We start from the raw sequence: 19,776 nt of genomic DNA on the forward strand, positions 1-19,776 counted from the left end.
GGTGGTGCGGCATGCGGGGTGGTGCGGTGTGCTGAGGAGCATGGCAGCGCCACTAGAAACAAGCAAGCGTGCTTGCATTAATCGGTTTCCCGTTTCGACCTCATAGGGTGAGGCCATGGCGAGTGAATTCAGCGATGCCTTCCTCCTGGAGGCCGAACGGCATGCCGCATGGGGTGCGGCCCAACTCCAGGCCCTCACGGCGTTCCTGCCCGAGGGACCGTGGACCGCCGACCTGTCGTCCTGCCTGTACCGGCAGGGGGAGCTGGAGCTGCGCGTGGCCGTGCTCGGCACGTACGACATGGACGAGCGTTCCTGGATGTGGGGCTGGGCGAACCCCGGACTGCGGGGCACCGACGTGGTTGCCCCGACCGGCGCGGTCGAGCGGTACGGACGGACCCACGGCATCGCCGAACTGACCGAGGAGACCCTGGATCTCTCCGGTTTCGAAGACCCCCGGCGCGCGGCGGAGACGCTCGCCTTCACCGGGATGGGCATGGTCGGGGCGCCCGGCTACATCGGCGTTCCGGCGGGCCCGGGCACGCAGGTCTACTTCCTGCCCGACGATCCGCGGATTCCCCGCGCCGGCCTGGACACCGTCTCGCTGCCGCGGACGCTGCTCACCGGCGCGGGACTGATCGGGCATTCGGCCCGGCAGGTGGTGCACGGCTACTTCGACCACCACGAGGTGCCTCACCGCATCGAGGGCGACCGGATCGTCGCCGACCTGCCCGGCGGCGACACGGTCGCGGTGGGCTTCGACTCCCTGGGCCGGATCGCGGGTGTGGACGTCAAGGTCCTGCCTTGAGCGCGTAGCGGAGGGGGCGGTGGGAGGTGGGGCGTGGGGGCCGCGGCACACCCACGCGGCCGTAGACCACTAGGGCTTCGCCTTCCCCCGCCCCACCTGCGTCCGCACCGCCCCCATGCTCGCCGCGATGACGAGGGCGATCGCGACGGACTGGGCCGCGGACAGCGCCTGGTCGAGGATGAGGAACCCCGCGGTCGCCGCGACGGCGGGCTCGAGGCTCATCAGGATCGCGAAGGTCGGCGCGGGCATGCGGCGCAGGGCGAGGAGTTCGAGGGTGTAGGGGAGGACCGAGGAGAGGATCGCCACGGCCGCGCCCAGCCCGAGGGTCACCGGGTCGATGAGCTTCGTGCCCGATTCGGCGATTCCCAGGGGCAGGAACAGTACGGCGCCCACAGCCATCGCGAGTGCCAGCCCGTCGGCCTGCGGGAAGCGGCGGCCGGTGCGGGCGCTGAAGACTATGTATGCCGCCCACATGGCGCCGGCCCCCAGGGCAAATGCGACACCTACGGGGTCGAGACTCTCGAAGCCTCCGCCGCCGAGGAGGAAGACACCGGCGAGGGCGAGTCCGGCCCAGACGACGTTGATCAGACGGCGCGAGGTCAGGACGGAGAGCGCGAGCGGGCCGAGCACCTCCAGGGTGACCGCGGGCCCCAGCGGGATGCGGGCGACCGACTGGTAGAAGAGGCCGTTCATCGCGGCCATCGTGATGCCGAAGACGATCACCGTGCCCCAGTCGGTACGGGAGTGACCGCGCAGCCGGGGCCGGCAGACCAGCAGCAGGACCACCGCCGCCACCAGCAGCCGCAGCGCCACCACGCCGAGCGCACCGGCGCGCGGCATCAGGCTCACCGCCAGGGCACCGCCGAACTGCACCGAGACCCCGCCGGCGAGCACCAGACCCACGGGACCGAGCGAGCCCCAACGACGCGGGGCACCGGCCGTCGACTCAGGGACGGCCCGCGTGCGGGACGGTGAGGTGGGCGTGGCGGCGGCGTCGGGGGTGCTCACGGGCGTTCCAGGGGCTCGGCTCGGCGTGTTCATCGTGCTGTACTGCCGAGTCCAGGGTAGTGGACCTCGTCAGGTGTGTGAACCCGTTATGCCACTGTCCCGGAATGTGGACGACAGGCGCCCGGTGCCGCACCACGTGTGGACGAGAGGCGCCCCGTGCCGCACCACGTGTGGACGGGAAGGACCGGTCCCTACCGCCGCGCCATGTACAGATCCAGCGCCTTGTGCAGCAGCCGGTTGAGCGGGAAGTCCCACTCCCCCAGGTACTCGACGGCCTCACCCCCGGCGCCCACCTTGAACCGCAGCAGGCCCAGCAGGTGGTTGGAGTCCTCGAGGGTGTCGGTGATGCCGCGGAAGTCGTAGACGGAGGCGCCGAGTTCGTGGGCGTCGGTCATCATGCGCCACTGCATGGCGTTGTTGGGCTGGACCTCACGCCTGCGGCCGGTGGAGGCGCCGTAGGAGTACCAGACGTGGTCACCGACGGTGATCATGGTGGCGGCGGCGAGGGTGTCGCCGTCGTGCTGGGCGAGGTAGAGCCGCATGCGGTCGGGGTGCTCGGCGGTGAGCGCGGTCCACATGCGCTGGAAGTACGGGAGGGGACGCGGGATGAAACGGTCCCGCTCGGCGGTCTCGGCGTAGAGGGCGTAGAAGGCGGGCAGATCCTCGTAGCCGCCCCGCACGACCTTCACGCCGGCCTTCTCGGCCTTCTTGATGTTGCGCCGCCACTGCTGGTTGAGGCCGCGGTGGATGTCGTCCAGCGACCGTCCGGCGAACGGCACCTGGAAGACGTAGCGCGGCTGCCCCGCGGCAAAGCCCTCCTCGCTGCCCGGCTCGGTCTGCCGCCAGCCGGCCCGTCGCAGCCGCTCGGCGATGTCGAGGGCGCCCGGTTCACACGACGTCGGTTCCGCGTCGCGCAGTCGCCGGGCGGCCGGGTCGGCGATGGCCGCCTTCACCGCATCGGCGCTCCAGCGGCGTACGACGACGGGCGGGCCCATCTTGACCGAGAACGCGCCCTGCCGTTTGAGGTGGGCGAGCATCGGTTCGAGCCAGCGTTCGCCGAGGTCGGGGGCGTGCCAGTCGATGAGGGGGCCCTCGGGGAGGTACGCGAGGTACTTCCTCACCTTCGGAAGCGGCCGGTACAACACCAGCGCCGCTCCCACCAGCCGCCCCGCCTCGTCGAACCACCCGAGGCTCTCCGCCCGCCAGTCGGGCTTCACCTCACCCCAGGAGGGCACCTGCATATGGCTGGCGGAGGGGCGGGACGCGACGAAGGCGAGGTGTTCGTCGCGGCTGATGGGCTGGAGGCGGAGGGGCACGGGTGGGCTCCTGTCGGTGGCCGGGATGGGGCGATCTGCCAGCCTATGCACGACGCCTGGCGGCCTCACGGTTGCGCGGCCCGCTCGCTCCCGATCGGCCCACAACCGCTTGCCGCCCCCGACAACCGGTCCTCACTCGTTCACCCCCGGCAGCCGCTCCGCAAGCACCTCCGCGAGATGCCGCCCCCGCACCCCCGCCAACTGCTCCAACTGCGTCCGGCAGGAAAACCCGTCCGCCAGCACCACGGCGCGCTCCTCCTCCCTGCCCGCCCCCTCCGTGCCCGAGCCGTCCGCGGCCGTCGCCTCCCGAACAGCCGGCAGCAACCGCTCCTCCGCACACGCCACCGAGACCCCGAAGTGCCCTTTCTCGAACCCGAAGTTGCCCGCGAGGCCGCAACAGCCGCCGCTCAGTTCTCCGGAGAGGCCCGCGGCCTCGCGCAACCGGCGGTCGGCCGCGTCGCCCAGCACCGCGTGCTGATGGCAGTGCGTCTGCCCGACCGCCGCCCGGTCCACGCGGGGCGGTGTCCAGTCGGGGGCGAGCCGCTCCAGGGTCTCGGCGAAGGTGAGGACGCGGTCGGCCAGGCGCCGGGCCCGTGGATCGTCGTGCAACAGTTCCGGCAGGTCCGAGCGGAGGGCCGCCGCACAGCTCGGCTCCAGGACCACCACCGGGGCGGCCGTCTCCAGAACCGGTTCCATCAGGTCGAGCGTGCGCCGCAGCACCGCACGGGCGCGGTCGAGCTGCCCGGTCGAGATGTACGTCAACCCGCAGCAGACGCGACCGCGGCCCCGGAGGAGGGACACCGGGTCCATCGCGACGGTCGTACGGCCGCCGTCAACGCGCCCGCCACCGTCCGCCGACGCACCGTCAACCACGGCCTCCCCGCCACGACTCGCCGCACCGTCCCCCACCGGCGCCCTCCTCAACCGCACCGTGGGCGGCAGCCCCACCCGCAGTCCGGCCGCCTCCAGCACCCGTACGGCCGCCTGCCCCACGGACGGCGAGAGGTGCTCGGTGAAGGTGTCCGGCCACAGGATGACCAGCTCGCCCTCCGCGGTCTTCTCCCGCCCCTCCCACCACCGGCTGAACGTGCGCGTCGCCAGCCGCGGAATGTCCCGCTCCGGCGCGATGCCGCCGAGCCGCTTCGCCGCCCACGCCAACGGCCGTACGGCGGTCAGGGCGTTGACCAGCGACGCCGTACGCGTGCGTGCCACCAGGCGCAGCCACTGCGGCAGCCGGCCCATGCTGTAGTGCGCGGCGGGACGGCGGCGCCCCTCGTAGTGGTGGTGCAGGAACTCCGCCTTGTACGTGGCCATGTCGACCTCGACCGGGCAGTCGGACCGGCAGCCCTTGCAGGACAGGCACAGGTCCAGCGCGTCGCGCACCTCGGTCGAGCGCCACCCGTCGGTCACCAGTTCCCCGGCGAGCATCTCGTGCAGCAGCCGGGCACGCCCGCGCGTGGAGTGCTCCTCCTCGCCGGTGGCCCGGAAGGACGGGCACATGACGGCGGGGCCGGTCACCGACGTCGTACGGCACTTCGCGACCCCGACGCAGCGCCGTACGGCCGCCGAGAAGTCCCCGCCGTCGGCCGGGTACCCGAAGGCCACGGCCACCGGCTTCCCGGGCAGCACCGCGAACCGGAGGTTCGCGTCCAGGGGTGCCGGGCGCACCAGCATTCCCGGATTGAGCAGGTCGTCGGGGTCCCACACCCCCTTCGCCCGCTCGAAGAGACGGACCATCTCCGCCCCGTACATCTTCGGCAGCAGCTCGGCCCGCGCCTGCCCGTCCCCGTGCTCCCCGGAGAGCGAGCCCCCGTGCGCCACGACGACGTCGGCGAGTTCCTCCGAGAAGCGCCGGAAGCGGCCGATGCCCGCCTGCGTCAGCAGGTCGAAGTCGATACGGACGTGGATGCAGCCGTCCCCGAAGTGCCCGTACGGCGTCCCGCGCAGCCCGTGTGCGGTCATGAGCGCGCGGAAGTCCCGCAGATACGCGCCGAGCCGTTCGGGCGGCACCGCGCAGTCCTCCCAGCCGGGCCACGCCTCCCTGCCGTCCGGCATCCGGGTCGCCGTACCGCTCGCGTCCTCCCGGATGCGCCACAGTGCCCGCTGCCCGGCCGGATCGGTCACGACCAACCCGTCGACGACATCGGCGGCCCGCACGATCGCCTCCGCACGCGCGCGTGCCTCTCCCTCGGACTCCCCGCCCGTCTCCACGAACAGCCAGGCCCCGCCCCTCGGCAGGGCGGCCGAGGCCGCCTCGGGCACCAGGTCCTGCGCCATGCCCTCCACCGTCAGCGGGCCGTAGGTCAGCAGCCCGGCCGCCGCCTCCGCGGCCGCGCTCTCGTCGGCGTACGCCAGCACGGCGAGCGCACGCGCGCGTGGCGCCTCGACGAGGCGTACGACCGCCTCGGTGAGGATGCCGAGGGTGCCCTCGCTGCCGCAGAAGGAGCGGGCGACGTCGGCGCCGTTCTCGGGCAGCAGCGCGTCGAGTGCGTACCCCGAGATGCGGCGGGGCAGTTCGGGGAAGCCGGTCCGCAGCCGGGCCAACTCCCCCTCGGCCAACTCCCGCAGCCCCTGCGGCGCCCCGGCCCACTCCTTTCCCAGCCGCAGCCGCTCCCCGCGCGCGGTGATCACGTCCAGCTCGCGCACACTGTCCGCGGTGGTCCCCCATGCCACCGAGTGCGAGCCGCAGGAGTTGTTGCCGATCATCCCGCCGAGAGTGCAGCGGCTGTGGGTGGAGGGGTCGGGGCCGAAGCGCAGGCCGTGCGGGGCGGCGGCGTCCTGGAGGCGGTCGAGGACGAGGCCAGGTTGGACGACGGCGGTGCGGGTCCCGGGGTCCAGCGACACGACCTTGTTCATGTGCCGGGTGAAGTCCAGAACGACGCCGGTGCCGGTGGCCTGTCCCGCGATCGAGGTACCCCCGCCGCGCGCCACGACCGGCACCATGTGGTTCCGGCACACCTCCAGCACGGCTGCGATGTCGTCGGCGTCATGTGGTGCGACCACACCGAGGGGGACACGCCGGTAGTTGGACGCGTCCATGGTGACCAGCGCCCGGGAAGTGGCGTCGAACCCGACCTCGCCCCGGACGGCCCTGCGCAGCTCCGCCTCTAGTTCCGACATACGTCCACTCAATCAGCCCGCCCGGGTTCAAGGGCGAGATCGGCCCGCCGCCTGCCGAAACGCCGTCTCACCCGACGGACGAGGTTTCACCCAGGTTTCCCCCACCCGCTAACCTCACTGCGTGGCTGAGATCCAGATTCCCGCTGACATCAAGCCCGCCGACGGACGTTTCGGCGCGGGCCCCTCCAAGGTGCGGACGGAAGCGCTGGACGCGCTGGCCGCCACCGGAAACTCCCTGCTCGGCACCTCCCACCGCCAGGCCCCGGTGAAGAACCTGGTCGGCCAGGTGCGCGAGGGCATCAGCGAGCTGTTCCAGCTCCCCGAGGGCTATGAGGTCGTCCTCGGCAACGGCGGCTCGACCGCGTTCTGGGACATCGCGACGCACGGCCTGATCGAGAACAAGTCGCAGCACCTCACGTTCGGTGAGTTCAGCTCCAAGTTCGCCAAGGCCGCCAAGCTCGCCCCGTGGCTCGCCGAGCCGGACGTCATCTCCACCGACCCCGGCACGCATCCCGAGCCGGTCGCCGAGGCGGGCGTCGACGTGTACGCCTTCACCCACAACGAGACCTCGACCGGTGTCGCCATGCCGATCAAGCGCGTGGCCGGTGCCGACGAGGGCGCCCTGGTCCTGGTCGACGCCACGTCGGGCGCCGGCGGCCTCCCGGTGGACGTGTCGGAGACGGACGTCTACTACTTCGCCCCGCAGAAGTCCTTCGCCTCCGACGGCGGCCTGTGGATCGGCGTCTTCTCCCCGGCCGCGATCGAGCGCGCCGAGCGCATCCACGCGTCCGGCCGCCACATCCCCGAGTTCTTCTCGCTGCCGACGGCGATCGACAACTCCCGCAAGAACCAGACGTACAACACCCCGGCCCTCGCGACCCTCTTCCTGCTGAACCAGCAGCTGGAGTGGATCAACGGCCAGGGCGGCCTCGACTGGGCGGTCCGCCGCACGGCCACCTCGGCGCGCACGCTGTACGGCTGGGCCGAGGACATCAAGTACGCCAACCCGTTCGTCACCGACCCGGCCAAGCGCTCCCAGGTCATCGGCACGATCGACTTCACGGACGAGATCGACGCCGCCGCCGTCGCCAAGGTCCTGCGCGCCAACGGCATCGTCGACACCGAGCCCTACCGCAAGCTCGGCCGCAACCAGCTCCGTGTCGCGATGTTCCCGGCGATCGACCCGGCGGACATCGAGGCGCTGACGAAGTGCATCGACTACGTGATCGAGAAGCTGTAACCGCTTCTGCAGCGACGTAACGGAAGGGCGCCCGGCGGATGACCGCGGGGCGCCCTTCGCGCGTCGGCTCAACCGGACGACGACGTGACCGAGGACCACACGCCGAACCACTGCTCGGCGCCGTACTCCTCGAACCGCTCAACCTCGGTGAACCCCAGCTTCGCCGCGAGGCGCATCGCGCGGTCGTTGGCGGTCTGGGTACAGAGCACCACCGGCTCGCCGGGAAGCGCGCCGGCGAACCAGTCGAGTGCCGCCGCGCACGCCTCGGCGGCGTACCCGCGGCCCCACACCCCGGGCAGCAACAGGTAGCCGAGCTCGGCCTCCCCGCCCTCCGGACGAACGTGACCCGGACGTTCCGCGTCGCGCCGATCGAGCGTGATCATGCCGATCATCGCTCCGTCGAGCTCGATCACGAACAGGCCGAAACGCCGCCCGGGCACCTCAGGCATCGCACGTTCGAGCTCATCACGCGGTCGAGGACCACCGATGTAGGTGCCCACCTCCGCCGATGCGAACAACTCGACGAACGCCGCACGGTCCCTGGCCTCGGACTCGCGGAGCACAAGCCGTTCGGTCGTTATCGGGGCAGGCGGCCAGGAGACGGATCCGAGTTGGGTCATGGCGGGAAAACTAACGCACGCCCCGCAATGGGCGGACCGATCAGCTCCGGACGCCCTTCGTCGTACGAAGTCCGAGGCCTCACTCCCGACGAACAGATCCTCGGCGGTCTCGACGGTCAGGGAACGGTCGAACCAGGCCCCCAGCAACTCCAGGTCGACGCAGGCCATGTCCCGCTCCCGGACGGACTCGGAGACTCATACGGCGTCACCGGCTCAGCTTCTGGAACCTTCGCACCGCGAGCGGCAAGAAGATCGCCGTGAGGATCACCGGCCACACCCCCGCCATCAGCAGCGCGTGCTGCTCGACCCAGGAGTCACCGCCGCCGACCGGCGTACCGAACAGGTCACGCGCGGCAGCCGCCGTCGACGAGATCGGGTTCCAGGCCGCCACCCAGCCCAGCCAGTCCGGCATCAGCTGCGGCGCGACGAAGATGCTGGAGATCATCGTGAGCGGGAAGGCGACGGCGAACAGACCGCCCGCGGCCTCCGGGTTGGGGACCAGCAGGCCCAGCCACACCCCGATCCAGATCAGCGCGAACCGCAGCCACAGCAGCAGACCGAAGGCGCCGAGGAAGCCCCACCCGCCGTCCGGCCGCCAGCCCATCGCGAAGGCGGTCAGCATCATGATCGCCAACTCCGCGCAGGCGGCGAGCAGATCGGTGATCCCGCGCCCGGCGACCACCGCGGACGAGGCCATGGGCATGGACCGGAAACGGTCGATGACGCCCTTGGTCGAGTCGTAGACGACGAGCGTCGCGGTGTTGATGAAGCCGAACGCCATCGTCATCACGAACATGCCCGGCATCAGGAAGTCCTTGTAGTCCCCGCCGCCGGGCACCTTCATGGCGCTGCCGAAGACATAGCCGTAGAGGAGGACGGAGAGGATCGGGAAGCCCAACTGCCAGGCGATGTTGACCGGTTGGCGCTGGTAGTGGGTCAGGCCGCGGCGGACGATGTTCCAGACGTCGGCGAGGGTCCAGTACAGGCGGCCGCGCGCGGCCGGGACGGTGAGGTCTACGGCGGTCATGCGACGGCCCCCTTGCCGGTCTTGTTGCTGCTCTTGTTGCCGGTCTTCTCGTCGGTTTCGGTGCGGTGTCCGGTCAGCCGCAGGAACACGTCGTCGAGGCTCGGCCTGCGCAGCCCGATGTCCTCGACCTGGACGCCCTCGTCCTGGAGCGTGCGGGCGACCTCCGTCAGGGCGGACACCCGGTCGAGCACGGGCGCGTGCACCCGCGACTCGCTCTCGTCCGACTCCGGTTCGCCGTCGGAGACCCGGGCCACGACCTTCACCACGCGCGGGATGTCGGCCCGCTCGGCGACCACGACCTCGATACGGTCGCCGCCGACGAGGTTCTTCAGCCCGTCGGGGGTGTCGTCGGCGATGGCGCGGCCCTGGTCGATGACGGTGATGTGCGAGGCCAGCTTGTCGGCCTCCTCCAGGTACTGGGTGGTCAGCAGTACGGTCGTGCCGCCGGCCACCAACGCCCGTACGGACTCCCAGACTTCGCCCCGGCTGCGGGGGTCGAGCCCCGTCGTCGGCTCGTCGAGGAACAGGACGGCCGGGGCGAGGATCATCGACGCCGCGAGGTCGAGGCGGCGCCGCATGCCGCCGCTGTAGCCGCCGACGCCCTTGTCGGCGGCGTCGGTGAGGTCGAACTGCTCCAGCAGCTCGACGGCCCGCAGCTTGGCCCGCCGGCCGCCGAGATGGAAGAGCCGGCCGAACATCTCCAGGTTCTGCCGGCCGGTGAGCACCTCGTCCACCGCCGCGTACTGCCCGGTGAGGCCGATGCGTGCCCGCACCTCGCGCGGCCGCCGGGCCACGTCCAGGCCGGCCACGGTCGCCCGGCCGCCGTCCAGCCGGATCAGCGTGGACAGGATGCGTACGGCGGTGGTCTTGCCGGCGCCGTTCGGCCCGAGCAGGCCGTGCACCGTTCCCTCGCGGACGGCCAGGTCGAAGCCGTCGAGGGCGCGTTTGTCGCCGTAGCGCTTCTCCAGGCCCTCGGCCCGTACCGCGTATCCGTCGTCCGTCATGAGTCCCCCTTCCGATTAACTGAGTACAGCGTACCCGATTGCGCGTACACCGTACCCAGTTTTTTCTGGAGGACTTAAGCTGAACCACATGACGAGCGGCAAGGGCGGCACCAGCGGTACGGAGACCAGCGGCAGCGGCGACATCGCGCGCACTCTGGAGCTACTGTGGGAGACGGGCCGGCGGCCCAGCCGCGGGCCCAAGCCGACACTCACCCTTGACCAGATCGTGGAAGCGGCCGTCCGGGTCGCGGACGCGGAGGGCCTGGAGTCGGTGTCGATGCGCCGGGTCGCCGCCGAGCTAGGCACCGGCACGATGTCGCTGTACCGCTACGTTCCCGGCAAGGGCGAGCTGCTGGACCTGATGCTGGACCGTGTCCAGCGCCCCTCGGAGAACCCGGCGGACCTGGGCGACGGCAGCTGGCGCTCGGCGCTGGAGGCCCTGGGCCGCGCGACCCTCGACCTCTACCGCCGCCACCCCTGGCTGCTCCAGGTCAACCAGTCCCGCCCGATCCTGGGCCCGAGCGCCATGGACGGCATGGAGAAGGTGCTGGCCCGTATCAAGCCGATGGGCCTGTCCGACCCGGAGCTGGTCTCGGCGATCATCATGATCGACGGGTACGTCGTCGGGGCCGCGCGCACCCAGCTGTACCACCAGGAGGCGGAGCGCCGGACGGGCCTGACGGACGCGGAGTTCTGGGAGGCCCAGACCCCGATGCTGGAGAAGGTCCTGGCCTCCGGCCGCTACCCCCTCATGGCCTCCCTCGACGAGAACACCTGGGGCCCCGACTTCGACCACTTCGAGTTCGGGCTGCAGCGGATCCTGGACGGGCTCGAGGCGTTCGTCGCCCGGCGCGCGGACGAGACATAGACACGCGGACGAGACACGGACACGGCGACCGCGGCCGTTTCAGGAACGCGCCGTCGACGACTCGGCAGCGCTTCGTGTCCGGCGTCGCACCGCACGATCAGCCGGTCACCGCCGTCGCAGCAGCCTCCGCAACCCGAACAGCACGACACACGCGACGACCACCGCGACCGCGCCGACCTTGATGTCGCCGCTCGGGCCGTCACTGCCGTCGCCGTCGCCGGAAGAGGCCGAACTGCCGCCGCCCGAGGAGGAGTCGGAGGACCCGGCGGCCTGCGGGGCGTCCTGGGCCACCACCGCGCTGTTGGCTCCCTCGCTGCCGAGCATGAGCTTGGTGCCGTCGGGTGAGTAACTGGCGGACTCCCCCTGGCCGAGGGGCACGCTGATGCGCTCCAGCCGCTTCAGCTTGCCGCCGTTCCAGTCGTAGGCGACACCGCCGAAGTAGCCGCGTACGGCGAGGGTCCGCCCGTCCGGGGAGAAGGCGGCGTCGGTGGCCCACAGGTCGACCGGGGTGATGGGCTTGAAGACGTTCGTGCCGGAGGGGGAAAGCTCGGCCGGTGCCTCGTAGAGGTGCCCGCCGTCCTCCTGCTTGTCGATGATGTAGACGCGCCCGGTCTTGGGGTGCACCACGAGCGACTCGGCGTCGCGGGGCCCGTCGGAGTACTTCACCACGTACTGCGTGGCGCGGACCGACTGGTCCTTGAGCTGCTTCGGCTCGGGCAGCCGGTAGACCCACACGTACGGCCACTCCACCCCGTCGTTGTCGCCGATGTCGCCGACGTAGATCTCGTTGCCGGGCCCGATGGCGATCGCCTCCACGTCGCGCGGGGTGCCCACGCCGGTCATGGTGATCGTCGCGACGGTCTCGCCGGTGGCGCTGTCGACGGCGTAGAGGTAGGCGCCCTCGTCCTGGTCGTTGTGCGTCCAGTAGATGCCCGGGTGCTGACGGGAGGCGGCCAGGCCGCTGGACTCCGTGATGCGGGGGTCCTTGATCGTGAAGTCCTCGTTCCCGTCGGCGGCGGAGGCGGGCAGGGTGAGCGCTCCGGTGAGGAGGACCCCGGCGAGGATGGCGAGCGGTCGGCGCATGCCCTCAAGCCTGCCATCCGGCCTGATGATTCGGCGGCGGAGTGGGCAGGGGGATGAATTCCCGGGGCGTGGCAGGCTTCACACCCCACGGGCCCCTACCGCCGGGTAGCGATCGTCCATCATGAGCGGATGCTCAGGTTCATGCCCGTCGGCGACTCCATGACCATCGGCAGCGCCGGCGAACACACATGGCGCTACCGCATGTGGCAGCACCTGCGTGAGACGTACGGCGGTCCCTTCGCCCTCGTCGGCCCGCGCGAGACGCTGTACGACAAGGCGACGGACGAGCCGACGTCGTACGAGTACGCCGCCGACTGCGACCCGGCCTTCCCCCGCGCCCACCTCGCCGGCTGGGGCGAGGGCTGGCTGCACATGGCACCGCTGATCGGGGATGCGGTGCGGTCGTGCCGGGCGGATGTGCTGCTGGTGTCGCTGGGCCTGATCGACCTGGGGTTCTATACGAACGCGGCACAGACGGCGGAGAACGTGCGCGGCTTCGTCGCCGGGGCGCGGTCGGCGAACCCTCGGGTGCGGATCGTCGTGCTCCCGGTGATCCCGAATGTGCGCGCCGAGTCGGAAACGCTGTTCGCCGCCGAGGTGGCCCGCTTCAACGAGTTGCTGGCGAAGGCGGTCGCCGACCTGGACGAGCCGCGCTCGCCCCTGCTCCTGGCTTCCCCTCCCCCGTCGTACGACATCCACCTCGACACGTACGACGGCACCCACCCGAACGCGAGCGGGGAGCACAAGATCGCGGAGGCGTTCGCGGAGGCGATTCATCAGGCGTGGGATCTGGGCGGGCCCTACGCCATCTGACGGCCGGGTCCGACTACGCGGGTCGGCTCTCGATGGCCCGGACGAGGAAGTCGGCGCAGGGACGGACCCCGGGGAGCAGCCCGTCGTCCCAGCGCTCCTCCTCGTGGCCGAGATAGACGTCTCTGGCATGCGCCAGGACCGCCCGGTGCTCGGCGGGGAGCCGCATGAGGGCCCAGTCGGCGGCGGCGTCCTTGGAGCGGATGACCCCGGTCGCCAGGGTGGTCCAGATCCGCGCGAGCGTCAGCAGCACGTTACGGGTGTCGGTGTCCAACTCGCCGACCAGCTCCGGCACTCCGGCGACGATCGCGCGCCGCAGGTCCTCGTGCGGGACGGGGTCGAGGACGTCGGCGGGTGGGGGACCGTACAGCGGGGCGTTGGCGAGCAGCACCATGGTGAGGAGCGGGGCGAGGTCGGGGCTGGGCTCGGGGGCGGGGGTGACGCCGCGCTCGTAGTCGGCGCGGAGCCATTCGCCGTAGAGGAAGTCGCGGGTGGGCGGGTAGCGCCAGGGCCGTACGTCGTCCTGTACGACGACGATGAGCTCGACGGGGCGGGAGCCGCCGCCGGACACCCTCAGCAACTCCTCGACGAGGGCATGGCGTTGGACCTCGGTGGTGCGCTCGCGTACGACGACCAGGACGTCGATGTCGCTGTGGGGGCGGAGTCCGCCGAGGGTGGCTGAGCCGTGGAGGTAGACGCCGAGGATGGTGGGGCCGAGGGTGCGGTGGAGGAGGGGGAGAAGGGGCTGGGTGTCCGGGGCGGGCATGTGAGGTTCCTCTCGGTGTCCCGGTCACTGTGCGTATCGTTGTACTGCGCGGCTGCACCTGTCCGTGGGGCAGCCGGGGAGGAGCGCCACGATGACCGTCCTTGAAGACAGGATCGAGATGGCCGACGCCGACGCCAACACCAAGCGCTTGGACGAGTGGTTCGAGCGCCTTGAGCGGATGCCCGTCCCCGAAGGATTCAGGGTCGAGATCGTCGGGGGCAACGTCTTTATGACGCCGCAGCGGGACACGCACTGGGTAATCATCCGCCGAATCGTGCGGGCGCTTGAGGACAGGTTCGGGATGGACGTCAAGGCGTTCTCGGACGTCCGCATCGACTTTCCAGGCCACCAGAACGGCTTCTGCCCGGACATCGCCTTGCTCACGGACTCGGCGAAGAAGGACGACAAAGGCCACTGGCGTTACCAGGACGTCGAGTTCGTCGCCGAAGTCATCTCCGAGGGCACGGCCGCCAACGACTACGGCCCGAAGAAGACCGCCTACGCGGTCGCCGAGGTCCCCGTATACGTCGTCGCCGACCCTTACCAGGGGCGGTGCTACATCTACACGGACCCCAAGGACGGCGACTACGAGAGCCGGATGCCGGTGGACTTCGGCACCGACATCGACCTGACCGGCACCGTGGTCGACCTCACCCTGAAGACGGACGACTTCCCCCGCGACTGACCCGCGCACGCTCCGGCGCTCGCCTACTTGCTCTCCAGCTTCCCCAGCGGATCGGGGTCCTCCTCCAGCGACGCGACCGCCGTCTTCCAGCCGGTGTCCTCGGGGTGGAGAGCACTGCGCAGGAAGGCGGAGGTGAGTTGCTGGATGAGGGCGACGCGTGCGGGACTCTCGTCGGTCGTCTCGGCGACCTCGTACCCGGAGATGCCTCCCAGCGAATGCTCTGCCCCGAACAGCGTGAGCAGGCTCTTGCTTCCCGGGCTGTGGGTGTAGGCGTCGGTGAACCAGTCCGGTCCGCGAGTGGTCAGGTGGGACCGGTCGTGGTCCCCGGCGACGAGAAGAGCCGGCGTGGTCATGGTGGCGAAGGACGGCCTCATGAAGGGGAAGTTCTCGGAGGCGAAGGGGGTCAGGTCGTCGCCCAGGCCGGCCATGGCGAGCAGCACACCCGCCTTGACCCGGGGGTCGGACATGTCCTCGCCGGGAACACCGTCGGAGTCGAGGACTCGCGCGCCCAGCAGCGTGCTCGCCGTCTGAGCTCCCCAGGAGTGACCGGCCACAGCGACGCGGCTGCGGTCGACGCGCCCGCCCAGGCCCGGCACGGAGGCCTCCAGGGCGTCGAGTCGGTCCAGCACACGCGTGAGGTCCTCGACACGGAAGCGCCAGATCCGCGGCGTACGCGGATCCTCGGCGGGGAGGCCGAGCGACCTGGAGTCGAGGTGGGTCGGCTGGAGGACCACGAAGCCCTGGGCGGCCCAGAAGTCCGCAAGCGGGGCGTATCCGTTCATCGACCAGCCGAAGCCGTGTGAGAAGACGACGACCGGCAGATCGCGGCCGGTCGCGGGTGCGGAAACGCGGACCTGGAGATCTTCGCCGCGGCCCGGGGCGGACAGCACGACCGGTTTCGCGGATATCACTGTGGCGGGCCCACCCACGATCTTCCGCACGTTCACGGTGTTCGCGTCGGACATGGAAGTACCTCCGTTGATGGTGATGGACAGACCGGTCCCCCGGTCTGCCATCATGGGCGAAACGGAACCTCGTTCCGCAAACGATACGGAACGCTGTTCCGCTTTGGCAATCACGGAAGGAGCGCCGCGGTGAACGACAGCGGCCGAAGCACGGGGAGCGCCGCCGGCTCCAAGCGCAAGGACGCCCTGCGCAACCAGCAGACCCTGCTGGACGCGGCCGCCGCGGTCTTCGTCACCTCGGGCGTGGAAGCCCCGGTGCGCGACATCGCCACCAAGGCCGGTGTCGGGACGGGCACGATCTACCGTCACTTCCCGACCCGGGCGGACCTGATCATCGCCGTCTACCGCCACCAGGTCGAAGCCTGCGCCGAAGCCGGGCCGGACCTGCTGACGACCAGCCCGACACCGCACGCCGCCCTGGAACAGTGGGTCGACCTCTTCGTCGACTTCCTGGTCACCAAGCACGGCCTCGCAGCCGCGCTGCGGACCGACAGCTGCGGTTTCGAGACGCTGCACGCCTACTTCCTCGACCGCCTGCTGCCGGTGTGCACCCGACTCCTCGACGCTGCCGCCGCCTCCGGCGAGATCCGCCCCGGCATCGACGCCTACCAGCTCATGCGCGGCATCGGAAACCTCTGCATCGGCGCGGAGAACGACCCCCGCTACGACGCACGCCACCTTGTCGCGCTCCTCGTCGCCGGGCTACGCCAACCGAGCTGACCGCTGCCCTGTGCCGACGCTCGTCCCCACCACTCCGTGCAGCAATTCACCGTCGACGAAAGGCACTTCCTCCGTCGGCATCGACCGCCACTCCAGCGGCCAGGTGACGCCGGTCAGGGCCGGTACACCCACGTACGCCGAGTAGCCGACGGCGCGCGTCAGGGTGCGTACGCCTGTGGGCCAGCGGTGGGTGGTGGCGGTTTGCGGGGGCAACAGGAAGTACAGGTACCGCTCGCCGGTCAGCTCACGGATGATCGGCCCCGCGTCGAATTGTGTGCGCAGGAGAAGTTCGGCGGCGGTGCGCTCTGCCTGGGCGCCTTTCATGCGTACGGCGTCGAAGTGGATGCCCGCGTGTCGGAGGGCGTGACCGGTGTCGGGGATCCAGGTGGGGAGCCAGGGGTTGGTGATTTTCTCGTTCATGCCGCAAATGCAACCGGCTGCTTACATACTGTGACCAGGGGTTTGGGGTGGTGGTGCGGGGTTGTGCAGTTGGGGAGGTGCGTGTGCGTTCCGGTGATCGAGGGTCGGAGTCGTTCGGTGCGCTGCTGAGGTTCTTTCGCGAGCGGGCCGGGATGACGCAGGAGGGGTTGGCGAAGCACGTCGGATACTCCAAGTCGCAGGTGGCGATGGTGGAGCGGGGTGAGCGGTCGCCGAAGGGGAAGTTCGTCGAGATCGCGGACCAGGTGCTGGGTGCACAGGGTGCACTGCTGGTGCTGGCGGAGAAGGAGTTCGGGAACAAGGGGCTCCGGCCGTGGACCGAGGACTACTTGGCTGAGGAGCGGAGGGCCTCGGCCCTGCATGTGTACCAGACCCATCTGATCCCCGATTCGATCCAGACCGAGGGGTACGCCCGGGCCGTCTTCACCTCGAACCGCTGCCCGACCTTGGACGACGAGGAGATTGACAGGCGCGTGGCTTCCCGTCTGGAGCGCCAACAGCTCTTCACGCGCAAGCCCGCCCCGACCATCAGTTACGTACTTGAAGAGGCAGTGCTCACACGGCCGTTGGGCGGCACGGCCACTCTGAAGGAACAGCTGCACCATGTCTTGGCAATCGGCGAGCTGCGGCACGTCGAGATCCAAGTCATGCCACACAACCGGCACGACCACGCGGGGCTCGCCGGTCGCATGAGCCTCCTGGAGACCGCCGATCGTCACCAGCTCGCCTACGTCGAAGGCCATCGAGGAGGCTATTTCGTCAGCGAACAACCCGACGTGGGGGACCTGTTCGGCAAATATGGCATTCTGCGGGCGCAGGCTCTCTCACCCGAAGAGTCCGCGAAGTTGATCGAAAAGGTGGCGCAGGACCTATGAGCACCGACCTCCACTGGAGCAAGAGCAGCTATAGCGACGGCGAGGGCGAGTGCGTCGAAGTAGCCCTCACCCCCACCACCATCCACATCCGCGACTCCAAGTCCCCCACAGACAACGGACCGGAGGCCGTCCAGATAGCCCCCACCACCTGGACGACCTTCCTCAACTCCCTGCTCTAGAACATCCCGTTGTCATTCGCGGACGTGGCCGGCACATCCTGGATCACATCCCAGTGCTCCACGATCTTCCCGCCCCGCACCCGGAACAGATCCACGATCGCCTGCCCCCGCTCCCCCGGCGCGTTCACGTAGTGGCTGTGCACCGCCACCAGGTCGCCCTCGGCGATCACCCGCTTCGGCGTGACCTTCAGCTGCGGGAACGCGGCGAAGTACCCGCCCAGCCCGGCCTTGACGCCCTCCACACCGTCCGCGATCGCCGGGTTGTGCTGGTGGTACTCGGGCCCCCAGTACCGGTCGACGGCGGACAGGTCCTTCTGAACGAGCAGTTGGTCGAACGCCTTGGTGACGAGCCGCTTGTTGTACGCGGTCAGCCACCCCGGCCCCGGCTGGGTGGTCCGCGGCCAACTCTCCGTCGAGAACATGTCGTTGCCGTTGGCCGTGGTCGCGGGCACCTCCTGGCCCACGTCCCAGTGCTCGGCGATCCTCCCGCCCTGGAAGCGGAAGATGTCGACGACCGCCATGCCCCGCGTGCCCGGCGTCATCACCACGTTCGAGTGGACCAGCACCAGGTCGCCCTCGGAGATGACCCGCTTGACGTCGTACTCGGCGTCCGGGAACTGCTGGTGGATGGCGACGCCCAGGTTCTTCAGCGTCTCCGCCCCGTCCGGCGCGAGCGGGTTGTGCTGGATGTAGTCCGGGCGGACGTACCGGTCGACGACCTCCGTGTCGCCCTGCTCGAACACGCCCTTGAGGACGCGGACGGTGACGGACTTCTGGTAGCCGAGGCGGGCTGAGTCGCCGTAGCCGAAGGCGACGTGCCCGGTGGCGGCGGCCGGCGCGGACGCCACGGCGGGCACGGCGGCGGCGCCGAGCAGGGCCGAGGCGGCCATGACGGCGACGAGCGCCTTGCGGACGGGTGTGGTGGGGGGCATGAGGCTCTCTTTCCAAGCAGGGGCCACGAGATCGCGAGATCCGGCGCAATATTGAAAGTTCAAGCTGACACTTCCCACAGGTAAGCACTAACCAACAGTTAGCGTCAAGATCCCTTGCCTAGAGCGCACTCCACGCGGTTAGCGTGCATATCCATGGAGTACACGCAGCTCGGACGCACGGGACTCAAGGTCAGCAGGCTCGTCCTCGGCACCATGAACTTCGGTCCGCAGACAGACGAAGCCGACAGTCACTCGATCATGGACGCGGCGCTGGACGCGGGCATCAACTTCTTCGACACCGCCAACGTGTACGGCTGGGGCGAGAACAAGGGCCGTACCGAGACGATCATCGGCAACTGGTTCGCCAAGGGCGGCGAGCGGCGCGAGAAGGTCGTCCTCGCCACCAAGGTGTACGGCAACATGGGGCCGGACGGCGCGGCGTGGCCCAACCACGACAAGCTCTCGGCGGTGAACATCCGGCGCGCCGTCGATGCATCGCTCAAGCGGCTGAAGACCGACTACATCGACGTCTACCAGTTCCATCACGTCGACCGTGCCACCCCGTTCGAGGAGATCTGGCAGGCCATCGACGTCCTCGTCCAGCAGGGCAAGATCCTGTACGCCGGCTCCTCCAACTTCCCCGGCTACAAGATCGCCCAGGCCAACGAGATAGCCGCCCGGCGCGGCGGCACCATCGGCCTCGTCAGCGAGCAGTGCCTCTACAACCTCTTCGAGCGCCGCGCCGAGATGGAGGTCATCCCGGCCGCGCAGGACTACGGGCTGGGCGTCATTCCCTGGTCGCCGCTGCACGGCGGCCTGCTCGGCGGCGTCATCAAGAAGGAGGTCGAGGGCGGGCGGCGCAGCTCGGGGCGGGCCGCCGAGGTCCTCGCCGACCCCGCCGTACGGGCGCAGATCCAGGCGTACGAGGACCTGCTCGACAAGCACGGCCTGGAGCCCGGCGAGGCCGCCCTGGCCTGGCTGCTCACCCGCCCGGGCGTGACCGGCCCGATCGTCGGCCCGCGCACGGCCGAGCAGCTGGAGTCCGCACTGAGTGCGGCGGAACTGGAACTGAGCGAGGAGCTGCTGGCGGGACTGGACGAGGTGTTCCCAGGCCCGGGGCCGTCCCCGGAGGCGTTCGCCTGGTAACACAGGGTAAGTGCAACGCCCGGGGGGCGCGGGGCTGGTCTCGACATGCGGCTCCGCCGCGTGGGCGCGACCAGCCACAGACGGCCCGCGGCCGACAACGCCCCGCAGCCGTACGGCGATCCGCAGTTCCTCGGCACTACCTACCGAGCGCCGCCGCCAACGCCACCAC

The 19,776-nt window shown here is 70.2% G+C and carries 20 protein-coding genes; 9 read left to right on the plus strand and 11 right to left on the minus strand.

The genetic code is table 11. The annotated features are described in order from the left end of the window. Nucleotides 1-115 precede the first annotated feature (115 nt). Nucleotides 116-805, plus strand: a complete 690-nt coding sequence (locus IF78_RS0127000; protein ID WP_031478810.1) for a DUF6882 domain-containing protein — start codon at nt 116-118, stop codon at nt 803-805. Between the two features lie 69 nt (nt 806-874). On the opposite strand, the gene IF78_RS0127005 is transcribed toward IF78_RS0127000, so the two are convergent. The 3 genes from IF78_RS0127005 to IF78_RS0127015 form a co-directional block, all read right to left on the minus strand. Next, nucleotides 875-1,846, minus strand: a complete 972-nt coding sequence (locus IF78_RS0127005; protein ID WP_031478811.1) for an EamA family transporter — start codon at nt 1,844-1,846, stop codon at nt 875-877. A gap of 158 nt (nt 1,847-2,004) precedes the next feature. Beyond that, on the minus strand, nt 2,005-3,129 hold the full coding sequence (locus IF78_RS0127010) for a lipid II:glycine glycyltransferase FemX (RefSeq protein ID WP_031478812.1): 1,125 nt from the start codon (nt 3,127-3,129) through the stop codon (nt 2,005-2,007). 132 nt (nt 3,130-3,261) lie between these two features. Then, nucleotides 3,262-6,249, minus strand: a complete 2,988-nt coding sequence (locus IF78_RS0127015) for an FAD-binding and (Fe-S)-binding domain-containing protein (protein WP_031478813.1) — start codon at nt 6,247-6,249, stop codon at nt 3,262-3,264. 121 nt (nt 6,250-6,370) lie between these two features. Between IF78_RS0127015 and serC the strand changes: the two genes are divergently transcribed. After that, complete coding sequence (serC, locus tag IF78_RS0127020; RefSeq protein WP_031478814.1) at nt 6,371-7,489, plus strand: phosphoserine transaminase; 1,119 nt, start codon at nt 6,371-6,373, stop codon at nt 7,487-7,489. A gap of 68 nt (nt 7,490-7,557) precedes the next feature. On the opposite strand, the gene IF78_RS0127025 is transcribed toward serC, so the two are convergent. The 3 genes from IF78_RS0127025 to IF78_RS0127035 form a co-directional block, all read right to left on the minus strand. After that, the gene (locus IF78_RS0127025) at nt 7,558-8,109 is read right to left on the minus strand and encodes a GNAT family N-acetyltransferase (protein ID WP_031478815.1); all 552 of its coding nucleotides are present in this window, start codon (nt 8,107-8,109) and stop codon (nt 7,558-7,560) included. Nucleotides 8,110-8,314: 205 nt separating this feature from the next. Next, the gene (locus IF78_RS0127030) at nt 8,315-9,136 is read right to left on the minus strand and encodes an ABC transporter permease (protein WP_031478816.1); all 822 of its coding nucleotides are present in this window, start codon (nt 9,134-9,136) and stop codon (nt 8,315-8,317) included. Beyond that, nucleotides 9,133-10,140 (minus strand): daunorubicin resistance protein DrrA family ABC transporter ATP-binding protein, encoded by a 1,008-nt coding sequence (locus IF78_RS0127035; protein ID WP_031478817.1) that lies wholly within the window; start codon nt 10,138-10,140, stop codon nt 9,133-9,135. Before IF78_RS0127035 ends, IF78_RS0127030 begins: the two co-directional genes overlap by 4 nt. An 88-nt stretch (nt 10,141-10,228) precedes the next feature. On the opposite strand from IF78_RS0127035, the gene IF78_RS0127040 reads away from it, so the two are divergent. Beyond that, nucleotides 10,229-11,008, plus strand: coding sequence for a TetR/AcrR family transcriptional regulator (locus IF78_RS0127040; protein WP_031478818.1), 780 nt, complete (start codon nt 10,229-10,231; stop codon nt 11,006-11,008). 105 nt (nt 11,009-11,113) lie between these two features. Here the strand turns inward: IF78_RS0127040 and IF78_RS0127045 are convergent, their stop codons facing one another. Further along, the gene (locus IF78_RS0127045; protein WP_031478819.1) at nt 11,114-12,091 is read right to left on the minus strand and encodes a WD40 repeat domain-containing protein; all 978 of its coding nucleotides are present in this window, start codon (nt 12,089-12,091) and stop codon (nt 11,114-11,116) included. Between the two features lie 129 nt (nt 12,092-12,220). Between IF78_RS0127045 and IF78_RS0127050 the strand changes: the two genes are divergently transcribed. After that, a complete protein-coding gene (locus IF78_RS0127050) occupies nt 12,221-12,904 on the plus strand; it encodes an SGNH/GDSL hydrolase family protein (protein ID WP_031478820.1) in 684 nt (227 codons plus the stop codon). Nucleotides 12,905-12,917: 13 nt separating this feature from the next. On the opposite strand, the gene IF78_RS0127055 is transcribed toward IF78_RS0127050, so the two are convergent. After that, nucleotides 12,918-13,667 carry an aminoglycoside nucleotidyltransferase ANT9 gene (locus tag IF78_RS0127055; RefSeq protein WP_031478821.1) on the minus strand — a complete coding sequence of 250 codons (750 nt, stop codon included), beginning with the start codon at nt 13,665-13,667 and terminating at the stop codon, nt 12,918-12,920. Between the two features lie 91 nt (nt 13,668-13,758). Between IF78_RS0127055 and IF78_RS0127060 the strand changes: the two genes are divergently transcribed. After that, on the plus strand, nt 13,759-14,352 hold the full coding sequence (locus IF78_RS0127060) for a Uma2 family endonuclease (RefSeq protein WP_031478822.1): 594 nt from the start codon (nt 13,759-13,761) through the stop codon (nt 14,350-14,352). Between the two features lie 23 nt (nt 14,353-14,375). Here the strand turns inward: IF78_RS0127060 and IF78_RS0127065 are convergent, their stop codons facing one another. Next, a complete protein-coding gene (locus tag IF78_RS0127065; protein ID WP_031478823.1) occupies nt 14,376-15,317 on the minus strand; it encodes an alpha/beta hydrolase family protein in 942 nt (313 codons plus the stop codon). Nucleotides 15,318-15,446: 129 nt separating this feature from the next. On the opposite strand from IF78_RS0127065, the gene IF78_RS0127070 reads away from it, so the two are divergent. After that, nucleotides 15,447-16,037: a TetR/AcrR family transcriptional regulator gene (locus IF78_RS0127070; protein ID WP_031478824.1), complete on the plus strand. Its 591-nt coding sequence runs from the start codon at nt 15,447-15,449 to the stop codon at nt 16,035-16,037. Here the strand turns inward: IF78_RS0127070 and IF78_RS0127075 are convergent. Further along, nucleotides 16,020-16,457: a hypothetical protein gene (locus IF78_RS0127075; protein ID WP_031478825.1), complete on the minus strand. Its 438-nt coding sequence runs from the start codon at nt 16,455-16,457 to the stop codon at nt 16,020-16,022. The two genes, IF78_RS0127070 and IF78_RS0127075, sit on opposite strands and share 18 nt — an antisense overlap. Before the next feature lie 83 nt (nt 16,458-16,540). Here IF78_RS0127075 and IF78_RS0127080 point away from each other — a divergent pair, with 83 nt between their 5' ends. After that, nucleotides 16,541-17,350: a helix-turn-helix domain-containing protein gene (locus IF78_RS0127080; RefSeq protein ID WP_031478826.1), complete on the plus strand. Its 810-nt coding sequence runs from the start codon at nt 16,541-16,543 to the stop codon at nt 17,348-17,350. Continuing rightward, nucleotides 17,347-17,529, plus strand: coding sequence for a DUF397 domain-containing protein (locus IF78_RS0127085; protein WP_031478827.1), 183 nt, complete (start codon nt 17,347-17,349; stop codon nt 17,527-17,529). Before IF78_RS0127080 ends, IF78_RS0127085 begins: the two co-directional genes overlap by 4 nt. Here the strand turns inward: IF78_RS0127085 and IF78_RS0127090 are convergent. Further along, nucleotides 17,526-18,461, minus strand: a complete 936-nt coding sequence (locus IF78_RS0127090; protein ID WP_031478828.1) for a nuclear transport factor 2 family protein — start codon at nt 18,459-18,461, stop codon at nt 17,526-17,528. The genes IF78_RS0127085 and IF78_RS0127090 overlap by 4 nt on opposite strands. 153 nt (nt 18,462-18,614) lie before the next feature. Here IF78_RS0127090 and IF78_RS0127095 point away from each other — a divergent pair, with 153 nt between their 5' ends. After that, the gene (locus tag IF78_RS0127095) at nt 18,615-19,607 is read left to right on the plus strand and encodes an aldo/keto reductase (RefSeq protein WP_031478829.1); all 993 of its coding nucleotides are present in this window, start codon (nt 18,615-18,617) and stop codon (nt 19,605-19,607) included. The last annotated feature ends 169 nt before the right edge of the window (nt 19,608-19,776 follow it).

This window comes from Streptomyces bicolor (assembly GCF_000719285.1).
In the GTDB taxonomy this organism is placed as follows: Bacteria; Actinomycetota; Actinomycetes; order Streptomycetales; family Streptomycetaceae; genus Streptomyces; species Streptomyces bicolor.